Below are 13,855 nucleotides of genomic sequence, written 5' to 3' on the forward strand. Positions count from 1 at the left end.
GCGTCGGTCGAGGGCGGTGCGGCAGGGGCGGGCGCATCGCTGGCGTTAGCTTGTGATCTGATCGTTGCAGCCAAAGGGGCCAAGTTCACCGCTGCCTATGTCAAGGCAGGGTTGGTGCCCGATGGCGGGCTGACCTCGGCGCTTGCGCGTATGTTGCCGCGTTCTCTGGCGATGGAGATGTGTCTGTTGGCCAAGCCGATACCCTCTGAGCAGATGCACGCGCTTGGCGTGGTGAATGCGCTGGTGCCTCCGGGGCACTGCGATGTGCAGGCCCATGCATTGGCCGACGCTCTGGCCGCAGGTCCGCGCGACGCGCAGCGGGTGATCCGAGGCCTTGTGGCGTCGGCCTATGAAAACACCGAGGCCGCGCAGCTTGATGCCGAACGCAACGCCATGGCCCACGCCGCTGGTGGACCCGAGGCTGCCGAAGGTATCGCGGCGTTTCTCGAAAAACGGCGCCCGGACTTCTCGGAATGACGTCGCGCTGGCACAGTTTCCTCGATCATCAGGCGACCACCCGACCCACTGCGCCGGCGCTGGCCGATACCACCGGAATTCACTGGACCTATGGCGAACTCGGGGCGGCCTGTGACGCGCTAAAGCAGCGTTTGGTCGACGCTGGTGTGCAAGCGGGCGACCGTGTTCTGATCCTGTCCGAAAATTCTGCCACGGCGGTTGCGGCGCTCTTTACCTGCTCGCGCCTTGGTGTCATCGCGATCCCGGTCAATGCGCGTCTGACCGCCGGTGAAATTGACCGTATCGCGGATCACGCCCGCCCGGCGGCGGTGCTGTTTACGTCCGAGGTCTCGCCTGATGCGACGGCACATGCCACGCGCATGGGGGCAGAGCACATCACCGGCGCTTTTGGCGCACTGCACATTGCGACGCCCTATCCATCGGCACCCGATGACGACAGGGAACTTGCGGTTATTCTTTACACGACCGGCACGACTGGGGCGCCCAAAGGTGTCATGCTGTCCCATGACAATCTGGTTTTTGCGGGCAAGGCCTCGGTTGTCGTGCGTGATATGCGCTCTGATGACGTGATCTATGGCGTCTTGCCGATCACTCATGTGTTTGGCCTTGCTTCGATCGTCACCGCAGTCTCTTGCGCCGGTGCATTCATCCGGTTTGAGCCCCGGTTTTCCGCCGCCAAACTGTATGAGGCGTTGAATGATGGGGTGACATTGTTGTCGGCAGTGCCGCAGATGCACGCGCTGCTGATGCAGTATACGCGGGAGCAGGGACACGAAAGCCTGGCGGGCAGCAAGCTGCGGGTTGTCACGTCGGGAGCGGCTCCGCTGGATCCCACGTGGAAGCGAAAGGCCGAGGCGTTTTATGGGGTCGCCTTGCAAAACGGGTATGGCATGACCGAAACAACTGCCGGGGTCTGTGTCACGACGAACGCATTTGGGGATCCGGATATCTCCACAGGGCCGGTCCTGCCGGGCGTCGAAATTGACATCAACGAACATGTGCCCGGCGGAGGGGATGGAACCGGCGAGATTCTGGTGCGCGGCCCGGTGGTGATGAAAGGCTATTATCGCAATCCCGAAGCCACAGCCGCAGTGATAAATTCCGAGGGTTGGCTGCGCACGGGAGACCTCGGCCGGATTGATGAGCGCAAGCATCTGCACATCATTGGGCGCACGAAGGAATTGATCATTCACGGCGGGTTCAACGTCTATCCGCCCGAGGTTGAGGCGGCGCTGAATGACCATCCGCAGGTGATCCAATGCGCCGTGGTCGGGCGTAGCGTCGATGGTGACGAACAGGTGCTTGCCTTTGTGCAGGCGACAGAGGCAAACTGGCCCAACGTCGATGACCTGCGCGCCTTTGCGGCGGATCGGCTTGTCGGATACAAACGACCCGCCCGGATCATCGTTGCCACCACACTGCCAGCCGCGCCCACGGGAAAGATCCTCAAGCACAAGCTGGTCGAGCATTTCGCCGCCGAGTTGGCGGACGGGTAACTTTAGCCAAAGTGCCTGCTCGGCTATCGGCCTTTCCGTGACCCTTTAATGAGCCCATGAGATTGTAATATCCCGCTGCAGGTGATGCGCGCGGGATATCATGTTTTTCAACTGTTCTCTTGAACGAGGATCAGGCCATTGCCACCCAGTCATCGGCGGACAGGGTGGTCAGTGTAAACTCTTCCCATTCGCTGACGGAGTCGCCATCATACACGCGGACCTGCAACGTCGTATCACCCGGATTCTTGTTCGGTCCAACGCGGATCTGATCGAAATCTTCCGCCGCAACACGATAGGGCGTGTCGGCGTCGATCTTGCCCTGGCCCTTGAGGCGGAAATTATCCCGCCCAACACTGTCGAGCAACTCGAACCAAACGGGATCGTCACCATCGGCATCGGAAAAATCCATGTGCTTTTCCAACTTGGTGGTCCGCACACCGTCGAGTTTACCGACCGTGATGTCCGACACGTTCAGTTCCGGCGCGCTGTTGCCGGGCTGGTCCAGTTGGACGTCTGCCCCGGTGCGCGCAAAGTTCTGCGTCACGATCACCCCGTCCCAGCCGTTGTATTCGCCTTGTTCGATGCCGATGCCGATCACTTCGAAATCCGGATTCAGGATGTTGGCGCGGTGGCCGGGGCTGTTCATGAGCGACTGGTGCAGGTCCTCCACGTCATCGGCAAGGCCCGGTGCGCCGCGTTCCGACTGGATTGCGATGTTTTCGCCCCAGGTCCAGCTTCCGGAAAACTCGAACCCAGAGTCCCGCATACGGTCGCCTGGATTCGATCCCCCGCTGCCGGTATGCGAAAAGTTGTCCGTGTCCAGCATCCAGTCGCTGTGATCCTCGGACGAGTCGTTCAGCCGCAATTCCAGATCCAGCGGATCCAGCCCGTTTGCATCACGTTCTTCATTGATCAGGCTTAGCATCAGCCATTCAAGATCGCTCGCTTTTGACATTTTGTGCTCCTTGTCTTCTGCCTCGTGACAATCGTCGTAGGCGCGGCCCGATGACGTGCACAGAGATATGCGTCGCCTTGCCCGGATTGCGCCGATTGACGCCCAGAATCACCGGTTGGAGATGGCGAAAGCTTGCCGGAAAACACCCGCCCGCAGGCGTGCGCCAATTCGCGCGCAGGGCCGGGACCTGTCTGGCGGAAAGTGACCGATCGCAGCAATCGTTCGGACAAAGAAAAACCCCCGAGGCCATGCCGCGGGGGTCGTCATTCGTGTCGAAAATTGCTGCGAAACTCTTACAGCATCCCTTCGCGCTGTGCCTTTTTACGAGCCAGCTTGCGGGCGCGCCGAATCGCTTCGGCTTTCTCGCGTGCTTTTTTCTCGGACGGCTTCTCGAAATGTTGCTTGAGCTTCATTTCGCGGAATACGCCTTCACGCTGCAGCTTTTTCTTCAGGGCACGAAGTGCCTGATCGACATTGTTGTCGCGAACACTAACCTGCATGTGGTTTTCACCACCTTTCTAAGTTGAGTTGCAAGGATTTGCAGGAGGTCGCCGTATAGCAAAGCCGGGCTAGCTTGTCTAGTATGCTGACAATCGTAGGAGAACCCGATGACACCGACCGATCAGAGCCTGCAAGACCAACTGCTGGATGCCGCGTTGATGCATGTGCCGTTTGATGGCTGGACCGATGCCGCGTTTACGGCGGCGGCAACAGATATCGGCATCGACACTGCAATGGCCAGAACGGTTTTTCCGCGTGGTCCGGTCGATCTGGCCTTGGCCTACCACGCACGTGGCGATCAGGCGATGGTGGACAGACTCAAGTCCGAGGATTTGAGCAATCTGAAATTCCGCGAGAAAATTGCCGCTGCCGTGCGCTTTCGCCTTGAGGCGGTCGAAGATCGGGAACTGGTGCGCCGAGGCACCACGCTATTTTCACTGCCGCATTACGCACCCGATGGCGCGCGCGCGGTCTGGCAGACCTGCGATCTGATCTGGACAGAGCTTGGCGATACCTCTGACGATGTGAACTGGTACACCAAACGCGCCACGCTGGCCGGTGTCTATTCCGCAACGGTGCTTTACTGGCTGGGCGATAACAGCCCGGATCACGCGGCGACGTGGGCCTTTCTTGACCGCCGCATCGACGACGTGATGCAGATCGAGACCTTGAAGGCCAAGGTGCGGGATTCGGCAATTCTGAAACCGTTTCTTGCCGGGCCGAACTGGCTGGCCAGCCAGATCAAGCCACCGGCAAAGATGCCCGATCTTGATCTGCCGGGTATGATGAAACCCCGCAAATAGACAGGTTCCGCAATCTGCCTGCCGGTGTTACCTCTGTCCCAAGCAAAGGGAAGATTAACACATGACAGAGCGAATGCGCGCCGTTGAAATCACCAGCCCCGGTGGGCCGGAAGTCTTGCAGATCACCAGCCGCCCGGTGCCTGAACCTGCACACGGGCAAGTGGTGTTGCGCGTCGCCTATGCCGGGGTAAACCGACCGGATGCGTTGCAACGGGCCGGGAGTTATGCGCCGCCTCCGGGGGCAAGCGATCTGCCGGGGCTTGAGGCTTCGGGCGAGGTCGTGGCGTTGGGCGATGGTGTGACCGCGCTGTCGATTGGCGACAAGGTGTGCGCCTTGCTGCCGGGAGGCGGGTATGCCGAATATGTTGCGACCCCTTCCGCGCATTGCCTGCCGGTGCCGGATGCGCTCGACATGAAACAGGCGGCCTGCCTGCCGGAAACCTGTTTTACCGTCTATTCCAACGTGTTCACGCGTGGCGGTCTGCAGGCGGGTGAACGCTTTCTGATTCACGGTGGCTCAAGCGGGATTGGCACAACTGCGGTCCAACTGGCGAACGCCATAGGCGCGCGGATTTTCGTCACCGCAGGGTCCGATGCCAAATGCCAGGCCTGTCTTGATCTGGGGGCGGAACGCGCCATCAACTATAAGACCGACGATTTTGTCGACGTTATGCAGGCCGAAGGTGGCGCACAGCTGATCCTTGATATGGTCGGTGGGGATTACATCCCCCGCAATCTCAAGGCGCTCGCCAACGATGGACGGCTGGTGCAGATCGCCTTTTTGCAAGGGCCGCAGGTGCAGGTGAATTTTGCCGAGATGATGACACGCCGGTTGCATCTCACCGGGTCCACGTTGCGCCCACAGTCCGATCTGGCCAAGGCGCGGATTGCAGAAGACTTGCGGGAAAAGGTCTGGCCACTGATTGCGGCGGGTCGGTTTGCGCCTGTTATGGATAGCGAATTTGACCTTGCCGAGGCCGCCGCCGCCCATGCCAGGATGGAAAGCAGCGGACATATCGGCAAGATCGTCCTGAAGGTCGGAGGCTAAAGGTCGTCAGCCAACAGCCCTGCGATAGAAATGCCAGGTTGCGTGACCCAGGATTGGCATGATCACCACCAGACCGACCAGGAACGGGATTGATCCCAGAACCAACCCTCCTGCGACGACCGCTCCCCAGGTCAGGGTGACGCGCGGGTTTCTCTGCATCACCCGGAATGACGTCACGATCGCGACCGGTACACCGACATGCCGATCCAGAAGCAAGGGAAAGGACACGACGCTCATTGCCAGCGCGATGAGGGCAAAGGCAAAACCGACGGCGAACCCGGCAATGATCATCGTCCACCCTGCCGGGGTTGAAACGACATCGCTTGCAAAGGCGGCGAGCGATGCTGGCGGCTCGGGACCCAGCGTCCAGTTATAGATTTGCAGAGCGGCAAACATCCACACGACGAACAGGCCGAGCATATAGAGCCCCATCACCAGAACCGCGCCAAAAGAGGGTGACTGGATCACTGCAAAGGCGCTTTGCCAGCTGACGGGTTGCCCCGCTTCGCGGCGGCGACTCATTTCATAGAGACCCACTGCCGCGACTGGCCCCAGCAGGGCAAAGCCTGCAAGCAGCGGAAACAGCAACGGCATACGATCAGAATGAAAGCCAACGACGATCAGGGCCAGACCCATCAGCGGATAAATCAGCACGGCAAAGATGGCGTCGGTTCGACAAGCGAGAAAATCGTCCTTGCCCGCACGCAGGGCGGCCCCGACATCGTGCATGGTCAACTTTTTCACCCGTGGCGGGGCTGCGGCCTCTCCACCAAGCTCGGCCGTCGTGGCGGCGATGTGATCTCCGGCGGACCCGAACTGCCGGGCCGTCCAGGACAGTGGGTTTCCGATTGTCTTTTCCATGATTGATCCCTCCGATAGCGACAGGCTCATGCGCCAACATCGAAAGGTCCGGACGCGTCGCGGGCCGGGCCTCGCTGTGACGCTGCCCCTACTATAACACAGATTGCCGTCGATGGGTTCACGGTATCGGGAGCACCGGAACGGGGCTGGTCAAACCGGCTTTGATCGGTGCAGAGTTCAGGGCAAACGCATCCGGAAAATACGAAAAGGAACACCAATGGCACAGACGGTTATCATCGAATCCGCAGGCGGACCGGAAATGCTGAAACTGGTTGACCGCCCGGTGGGCGAGCCCGGTCCGGGCGAAGTCCGGATTGCGCACAAGGTCTGTGGACTCAACTTTATCGACGTCTACCAGCGCTCGGGGCTCTATCCCCTGCCTATGCCGCACGCGATGGGAATGGAGGCGGCCGGAGTTATCGAGGCCGTCGGCGAGGGCGTTACGCACCTGAAACCCGGCGACAGAGCCGCCTATGCCGCAAACCCGCCGGGCGCTTATTGCGAAGCGCGCGTGATGCCCGCGGCGCAGGTTTGTCCGCTGCCCGACAGCGTGTCCTTTGAACAGGCTGCGGCAATGATGCTCAAGGGGATGACGGTGGAATACCTGTTTCATCGCACCACCCCATTGCGGGCGGGTGACACGGTGCTGTTTCATGCTGCCGCCGGGGGTGTCGGACTGATCGCCTGCCAATGGGCCCGCTCTGAAGGCATCACCTTGATCGGAACCGCCGGAACTGACGAGAAATGCCAACTGGCGCTCGAACACGGGGCGAGCCAGTGCATCAACTACCGAACGCAGGATTGGGTCAAACACGTGCGCGATCTGACGTCGAACAAGGGTGTTGACGTGGTGATGGATGCGGTTGGGGCTGACACGTTCGAAGGTTCGCTCGACTGTCTGAAACCGCTCGGAATGATGATCTCGTTTGGCAACGCATCGGGGCCAGTGCCGCCCTTCAACATCGGCATCCTCGGTCAAAAGGGGTCTCTGAAAATAACACGTCCGGTCCTGTTCACGCACACCGCAGATCATGACACCTGTCAGGCGATGGCACAGCATCTCTTTGCCAAGCTTGCCGACGGAGATATCACGATCCGTATCAGCCAGCGCTTTCCGCTGGAACAGGTGGCAGATGCGCAACGCGCGCTTGAGGCACGCAAGACGACAGGATCGACAGTACTGGAGGTTTGATACTCGGCTTTCTGGTTTGACGGCCCCAGTCTGAACCGGCAAGGGACGCACGAGTTGTACGTTTCGATCCAGCATCTGGCTGCCCGTGTTTGCACAGGATGACGACAATCAGCGCAAATGACCTCAATTGGCTAATCTTTCGTCGCAAATTTGCCCTAATATTTGAGGATTACTCCCCCTGAGTGTTACAGGCCGCTGGGTTGTGCAAATTTGCAATCACGAAGCGGCATTTGTGCTGTGTTTAACAAGTCTGCGGGCGATTGCGCCCGTCAAGTAATTAGGAAAGATAAATGATGAAGCGTATTTGTACCGCCGCCGCATTGGCGACAACATTTCTTGCGGGCGCGGCTTCGGCCACGACCGTCAACACGACCTATCAGGTCGACGGCAATCCGTTCGGAACCGACAACCTGCGACAGGTCGTCCGCGTCCACAGCCCCGAACTGACGACCAATGTTTATGCCGGCCTGTACCAGATGAACGGCGACAATGGTTTTGGCGATTTCGCGGCATTCTGCGTGGATTTGGCCGAGTGGCTGCATGATCCGGTGACCTATACAACCCAGCCGACCCTGTTTGGCGAAGCGGTTCGTGACAACGTTGCCAAGCTTTACAACAGTGTTCTGGGTGGCAGCACGGTTGCCGACGTCATCGACACCAGCCTCGAAGCCGCAGGTTTTCAGGTAGCGCTGTGGGAGATCGTGACCGAGACAGGGTCTTCGATGGATGTGTCAGGCGGTGCGTTCCGTGTGAGCAACAACTCTGGCGTCGCCAACTTGGCGCAATCCTATCTGGACAACATGGGCAGCGCGGCCACCGATGGCTATGACATCACCTATCTCTACAACGATGGGTATCAGGACCTCGCAACAGTCGCCCCCGTTCCGGTGCCGGCTGCTGGCCTGCTTTTGCTGACCGGTTTTGGTGGTCTGGTTGCGATGCGCCGCCGCAAGAAAGCCTGAGTATTATTAAAGTAGTGAGTTTCGGGTCGATCCTTTTGGGGTCGGCCCTTTTTTGTTTCCACAACCGATCGTCGTTAGTCATGGGCAAAGCCCGAACAGACTGCTACTCCCTATCTGAGCCTTGATCAGATCGGAGACAGCCCATGAAAACCCTCGCAGTTCTTTGCGCCACGGCGATCCTGTCCCTTGGCGCCGTTGCCGTGTCCGCACAGGCGTTGATCGACAAGGGTTTCGTTTCGGGCTGGAACGTCATGGTTGACCCATCCTTTGGCAATGGTTGCCTGATCCAGACGGTCTATCAGGATTATTCGATTGTCCGCATCGGCTATGACGCAACCGGAAATCGTGGTTATTTCGTCGTGTTCCACAAGGGCTGGGGCGATATCGAAAAGGGCAAGAAATACGATATCACCTTTGATTTGGACGGCCAGAAATACGACGCCGTCGCAACAGGTTTCGTGCAGGATCGGGTGCCAGGTGCCGGAGTATTCTTTACCGACCGCGAGTTTATCCATTCGATTGCGCAGAAAAAGGTCATGACCGTCTATAATCAGGCCGGAGAACAGGTGATCGCGATTGATCTGAAAGGATCGGCAAAGGCGCTAGACTATGCCCGCAAATGTCAGGCTGCTGAGGGCTGAGGTCTTTATCGCACCGGCGCAAACACCGCATTATTCATGCGACAGTCCCGGATCACGTCCTGCCCGCAGGGAACAGGGTCAAGATCGCGCGACAGGCAAAGGCGCGCCTCTTGGATATGCCCGTCCTTGCAGGTGATCGTCAGCATGTTTCGATCCCAATCCGGATTGGCCTTGATAAACGCGTCCTCAACCACCGAGGCGGGCAATTTGACGGTCTTGTCAAGTTTGCGAAAGACTTCGGGCCGATTGACCAGCCCGTATGCCTCGCGTGAGAGCGCGTAATACTCGGCCGCAGACAGGCCCGAACAGGTGCCGTGCTTTTTCCATTGATGCCAGGCGAGCCCCGAGGTGCCCATGATGTCGGCCATCTCAGCCGTCATGCCGCGCGAGGGCGGGCGTTCGACTGTTCGACAATGGGACGGGTATCCGCGATGGAATTGCGGCCACAGCCCGTGCATGATCCAGCCATGGTCGTGGCGGGCATCACATTGATCAGATCCTTGCGCGTCTCCGGTGACGGCGCACCAGTTGGGTGACCAGCTGAGGCTGAGTACATAGTAGTCGAATTCGCCTGTTGCCTCGCCATCGGCGGCGGCAGGCAGGGCCCAGAGGATCGTCAGCAGGGTCAGGATTCTAAGCAAAGATTCGGCTCTTCCATTTTTTTCTGCTCCCGACTATATAGACGCCAAGTTCCCCGACAACGGTAACCCGCCTTGAGAGCCAAGGCCGCCTGCTTCGCCAGGCCACGGGAAAGATTTGTCGGATGATATGAGATAGGAGAAAACACCGATGGCAAAATTGCTGCACCCCAAGGCCACGGCTGTCTGGCTGGTCGACAATACCACCATGAGCTTTAAGCAGATCGCCGATTTTGTTGGCATGCACGAACTCGAGGTGCAAGGCATCGCCGACGGAGACGTGGCCACCGGCGTCAAAGGCTTTGATCCGATTGCAAACAACCAGTTGACGCAAAAGGAAATCGACGACGCGCAGGCGAACCCGCTCTACAAGCTGGCGATCAAGTCGAACTCGGCAGCAGTCGGCGAAGAGAAACGCCGCGGCCCGCGCTATACGCCATTGTCCAAGCGTCAGGATCGTCCGAATTCGATCCTTTGGCTGGTCAAGTTCCATCCCGAACTCACCGATGGGCAGATCGCCAAGCTGGTTGGTACGACCAAGCCGACAATTCAATCGATTCGCGAACGCACCCACTGGAACATCTCAAACATGCAGCCGATCGATCCGGTCGCTTTGGGTCTGTGTAAGCAGTCAGAGCTGGATACGGTCGTTCAGAAAGCCGCTGCCAAGAGAGCCGCAGAAGGCGAAGTCATGAGTGACGACGAGCGCCGCAAGCTGGTCAGCACCGAGCAGTCGTTGGGCATGGATTCCGAACCAAAAATCCCGACCGCGATTGAAGGTCTGGAAACCTTTACCCTCGGCGGGTCGATGGATGTTGTCGACGACGACGACGAAGATGACACCTCCAAGATCGTTGATGCCGACAGCTTCTTCAATCTGCCTGCTGGCGGCGACGATGACGAGGACGAAGAAGACGATCAGCCACGCGTCTGATCGTATGAATACCGGGTTGGGAGGCCCGCGGCGGTTGCTGTCTACATCTGAACGGTAGGAACATCGCCCGCTTATCGCCGCCGCAGATTTGCGGCGGCGTTTTGGTTTTCGGCGCGGCCATCGCCAACATAGGGTGCTCGGGCCGGTTGTTGTTATCGCGTATCCGCAACAAAAAAGGCCCGGCAAAGCCGAGCCTTTTTCGTTTTCTGAATGTCGGGTTAGCCCGCGATCAAACCCATGTTTTCGAGTTTGAGCAGAACCTGATGGGCGCAGTTGTCCACGTCTGTGCCTTCGGTGTCGAGGCTCATCTCGGGGTTTGCTGGCACATCATAGGGGTCGGAGATGCCTGTGAATTCCTTGATCTTGCCTTCGCGCGCCAGTTTGTACAGACCTTTGCGGTCACGGCGTTCGCATTCCTCGATCGAGGTGGCGACGTGGACTTCGATGAACGCACCGAATGCCTCGATATCCTCGCGGACCGCGCGGCGGGTGGTGGAATAGGGCGCGATGGGCGCACAAATGGCGATGCCGCCGTTCTTGGTGATTTCAGACGCCACATAGCCGATACGGCGGATGTTGAGGTCACGGTGCTCTTTTGAGAACCCGAGTTCTGACGACAGGTTTTTCCGCACGATGTCCCCATCCAGCAGAGTAACCGGACGACCACCCATCTCCATCAGTTTGACCATAAGCGCGTTGGCGATGGTAGATTTGCCTGAACCGGAGAAGCCGGTGAAGAACACGGTAAAGCCTTGCTGGCTGCGCGGTGGCTTGGTCTTGCGCAGTTCAGTCACAACCTCGGGGAAGGAAAACCATTCCGGAATTTCCAGCCCTTCGGCCAGACGGCGGCGCAGTTCGGTACCCGAAATGTTGAGGATGGTAACGTCATCCTTATCTTCGATCTCGTCATTGGGTTCGTACTGGGCGCGCTCCTGCACATAGACCATGTGTTTGAAGTCGACCATTTCGATGCCCATTTCGTCCTGATGCTTGCGGAACAGGTCCTGCGCATCATAGGGGCCGTAAAAATCGTCGCCTGCGCTGTTTTTGCCGGGGCCGGCGTGGTCGCGACCAACGATGAAGTGGGTGCAGCCAAAGTTGGCGCGGATCAGGCCGTGCCAAACCGCTTCGCGCGGACCAGCCATACGCATTGCCAGAGGCAGCAGCGACATGGTTGTGGTGGAGGCTGGGTATTTGTCCAGCACCGCCTCATAGCAGCGGACGCGGGTAAAGTGATCGACATCGCCGGGTTTGGTCATGCCGACAACCGGATGGATCAGCAGGTTGGCCTGAGCTTCGCGTGCGGCGCGGAAGGTCAGTTCCTGGTGGGCACGGTGCAGCGGGTTGCGGGTCTGGAACGCGACAACGCGGCGCCAGCCCAATTTGCGGAAATAGGCGCGCAACTCGTTGGGCGTGTCACGGCGACCGCGGAAATCATAATGCACCGGTTGCTGAATGCCGGTCACCGGGCCACCAAGGTAAACATCGCCCGCAGTGTTGTGCAAATAGTTGACGGCCGGGTGGGCGCTGTCATCGGCACCAAAGACTTTCTCGGCTTCAAGCGCCTTGTTCGGCGTCCAGCGGTCGGTGACGGTCATGGTCGCGAGGATCACGCCTTCCTGATCGCGCAGGGCAATGTCTTCACCAACTTCGAGGGTCTCGGCAAATTTGCTGGAGACATCCAGATTGATCGGCATCGGCCACAGCGTGCCGTCGGTCAGGCGCATATCATTGACGACGCCATCATAGTCCGCTTCGGTCAGAAAACCTTTGAGCGGGTTAAAGCCGCCATTCATCAGCAATTCCAGATCGCAAATCTGGCGCGGGGTCAGGTCATAGCTCTTGAGGTTGCCTGCCTCGACCTTGAGCTTTTGCGCCGAGTCGTAAGAGACATACAATTCGGGGATTGGAGCCAGATTGGCGAGCATGGTCATGAAAGAAACTCTCGATTGATTGTGAATGGTGCGTGAGCCAGAAGAAGCCGGTCGCGCGGGGCATAGACTCGGAGACTTGGAAAAGTCTAGGCGCAGAAATCAATTAAACGCGGTTTGTGCTGTTATGGCCCGGTTTTCCGCTCTGAGAGGGCGCGAAGTGCTCAATCCAGAGGGGTCTGTTACAAATTTGCGCTTGGTGCATACCGGCCATGTTGTCAGATCAACGGGATTAATCAGGCTGCCATTGGCACCGCCCCTACCGGGCGATGCCACATCTGTGGCGGGCCAGCGAAACCGCCGCTCGAAGACGGCGACTGGCCAGAACCGCGTTCAGCTCTCTTGCTCGGCAAGGAACCGTTCAGCATCAAGCGCAGCCATACAGCCCATGCCGGCGCTGGTGACAGCCTGACGATACTTGTGATCGGTCAGATCGCCCGCCGCAAAGACACCCGGCACCGAGGTTTCCGTGGTGCCCGGTTTGACGCTGACATAGCCGCCGTTGTGCATCTCAAGCACGTCCTTGACCAGCTCGTTGGCAGGCGCATGGCCGATGGCGATGAAGACACCTTTGGCCGCGATTTCGGTGACCTCGTCGGTCTGGACATTACGGACCCGCACGCCTTCGACGCCCAGCGGTGAGTCCGCACCGATGACCTCTTCGAGCGTGTGAAACCACATGGGCTCGATCTTTGGGTGCTTCAGCAGACGATCCTGCAAGATCTTCTCGGCGCGCAGCTCGTCACGGCGGTGAATCAGCGTGACCTTGGAGGCAAAGTTGGTCAGAAACAGCGCTTCTTCAACGGCAGTATTGCCGCCGCCGACCACGACGATCTCTTGCCCACGATAAAAGAAGCCGTCGCAGGTGGCACAGGCCGAGACGCCAAAGCCCTTGAATTTCTCTTCGCTGGGCAGCCCCAGCCATTTGGCCCGCGCGCCTGTCGCCAGAATGACTGCATCGGCAGTATAGGTCGTGCCGCTGTCGCCTGTCGCGGTGAATGGACGCTTTGACAGATCCAGATTGGTGATGATGTCAGATGCGATGTCGCACCCCATCGCCTTGGCATGGGCCTCCATGCGGATCATCAGATCGGGGCCTTGCACCTCGGTATCACCGGGCCAGTTTTCGACTTCGGTGGTTGTGGTCAGCTGACCGCCCGGTTCCAGACCCTGCACCAACAGCGGTTCAAGCATGGCGCGGCTGGCGTAGACCGCGGCGGTATAACCCGCAGGGCCGGACCCGATGATCAGAACCTTGGTGTGGCGTGTTTCACCCATGACTTTCCCCAATGCAGCGTGATGCGTGGGCGAGTAGCCCATCGGATTGTCGATATAGCGACGGACCCCGCCGGCTTAAACCCCCCGAATTCAGGGGAAACCGGTTGGCTTGACCGGACGTCAGAGTTATTGCATCGC

The 13,855-nt window shown here is 59.0% G+C and carries 14 protein-coding genes; 8 read left to right on the forward strand and 6 right to left on the reverse strand.

Annotated elements, in window-relative coordinates:
• Window positions 1-477 (forward strand): enoyl-CoA hydratase-related protein (locus ABJO75_RS20570; protein WP_348432558.1); only part of this gene is annotated, 477 nt, incomplete at its 5' end.
• A complete protein-coding gene (locus tag ABJO75_RS20575) occupies window positions 474-1,973 on the forward strand; it encodes a class I adenylate-forming enzyme family protein (RefSeq protein WP_348133590.1) in 1,500 nt (499 codons plus the stop codon). The genes ABJO75_RS20570 and ABJO75_RS20575, both read left to right, overlap by 4 nt.
• 130 nt (window positions 1,974-2,103) lie before the next feature.
• Here ABJO75_RS20575 and ABJO75_RS20580 read toward each other — a convergent pair whose 3' ends face one another.
• A complete protein-coding gene (locus ABJO75_RS20580; protein WP_348133593.1) occupies window positions 2,104-2,928 on the reverse strand; it encodes a CAP domain-containing protein in 825 nt (274 codons plus the stop codon).
• A gap of 293 nt (window positions 2,929-3,221) precedes the next feature.
• Window positions 3,222-3,428, reverse strand: a complete 207-nt coding sequence (rpsU, locus tag ABJO75_RS20585) for a 30S ribosomal protein S21 (RefSeq protein WP_008207378.1) — start codon at window positions 3,426-3,428, stop codon at window positions 3,222-3,224.
• Between the two features lie 108 nt (window positions 3,429-3,536).
• Between rpsU and ABJO75_RS20590 the strand changes: the two genes are divergently transcribed.
• Window positions 3,537-4,232, forward strand: coding sequence for a COQ9 family protein (locus ABJO75_RS20590; RefSeq protein WP_348133597.1), 696 nt, complete (start codon window positions 3,537-3,539; stop codon window positions 4,230-4,232).
• A gap of 61 nt (window positions 4,233-4,293) precedes the next feature.
• Window positions 4,294-5,280: an NAD(P)H-quinone oxidoreductase gene (locus ABJO75_RS20595; protein ID WP_348133599.1), complete on the forward strand. Its 987-nt coding sequence runs from the start codon at window positions 4,294-4,296 to the stop codon at window positions 5,278-5,280.
• Between the two features lie 6 nt (window positions 5,281-5,286).
• Here the strand turns inward: ABJO75_RS20595 and ABJO75_RS20600 are convergent, their stop codons facing one another.
• The gene (locus ABJO75_RS20600; RefSeq protein WP_348133602.1) at window positions 5,287-6,141 is read right to left on the reverse strand and encodes a DUF2189 domain-containing protein; all 855 of its coding nucleotides are present in this window, start codon (window positions 6,139-6,141) and stop codon (window positions 5,287-5,289) included.
• Between the two features lie 217 nt (window positions 6,142-6,358).
• Here ABJO75_RS20600 and ABJO75_RS20605 point away from each other — a divergent pair, with 217 nt between their 5' ends.
• The 3 genes from ABJO75_RS20605 to ABJO75_RS20615 all read left to right on the forward strand — a co-directional run bounded on the left by ABJO75_RS20605 (window position 6,359) and on the right by ABJO75_RS20615 (window position 8,936).
• The gene (locus ABJO75_RS20605; RefSeq protein ID WP_348133604.1) at window positions 6,359-7,333 is read left to right on the forward strand and encodes a quinone oxidoreductase; all 975 of its coding nucleotides are present in this window, start codon (window positions 6,359-6,361) and stop codon (window positions 7,331-7,333) included.
• Window positions 7,334-7,623: 290 nt separating this feature from the next.
• Entirely contained in the window at window positions 7,624-8,295 is a 672-nt protein-coding gene (locus tag ABJO75_RS20610; RefSeq protein ID WP_348133607.1) for a VPLPA-CTERM sorting domain-containing protein, read from the forward strand.
• A gap of 143 nt (window positions 8,296-8,438) precedes the next feature.
• Window positions 8,439-8,936, forward strand: a complete 498-nt coding sequence (locus ABJO75_RS20615) for a hypothetical protein (protein WP_348133610.1) — start codon at window positions 8,439-8,441, stop codon at window positions 8,934-8,936.
• 5 nt (window positions 8,937-8,941) lie between these two features.
• On the opposite strand, the gene ABJO75_RS20620 is transcribed toward ABJO75_RS20615, so the two are convergent.
• On the reverse strand, window positions 8,942-9,568 hold the full coding sequence (locus ABJO75_RS20620; RefSeq protein ID WP_348133974.1) for a ribonuclease T2: 627 nt from the start codon (window positions 9,566-9,568) through the stop codon (window positions 8,942-8,944).
• 157 nt (window positions 9,569-9,725) lie between these two features.
• Here ABJO75_RS20620 and ABJO75_RS20625 point away from each other — a divergent pair, with 157 nt between their 5' ends.
• Window positions 9,726-10,508 (forward strand): cell cycle transcriptional regulator TrcR, encoded by a 783-nt coding sequence (locus tag ABJO75_RS20625; RefSeq protein WP_348133613.1) that lies wholly within the window; start codon window positions 9,726-9,728, stop codon window positions 10,506-10,508.
• 218 nt (window positions 10,509-10,726) lie between these two features.
• Here the strand turns inward: ABJO75_RS20625 and ABJO75_RS20630 are convergent, their stop codons facing one another.
• Both ABJO75_RS20630 and trxB read right to left on the reverse strand, forming a co-directional pair.
• Window positions 10,727-12,436 carry a bifunctional sulfate adenylyltransferase/adenylylsulfate kinase gene (locus tag ABJO75_RS20630; protein ID WP_348133976.1) on the reverse strand — a complete coding sequence of 570 codons (1,710 nt, stop codon included), beginning with the start codon at window positions 12,434-12,436 and terminating at the stop codon, window positions 10,727-10,729.
• A gap of 336 nt (window positions 12,437-12,772) precedes the next feature.
• Complete coding sequence (trxB, locus tag ABJO75_RS20635; protein ID WP_348133616.1) at window positions 12,773-13,717, reverse strand: thioredoxin-disulfide reductase; 945 nt, start codon at window positions 13,715-13,717, stop codon at window positions 12,773-12,775.
• Window positions 13,718-13,855: the final 138 nt, after the last annotated feature.

The organism is Sedimentitalea sp., assembly GCF_039973035.1.
Classification (GTDB): Bacteria; Pseudomonadota; Alphaproteobacteria; order Rhodobacterales; family Rhodobacteraceae; genus Sedimentitalea.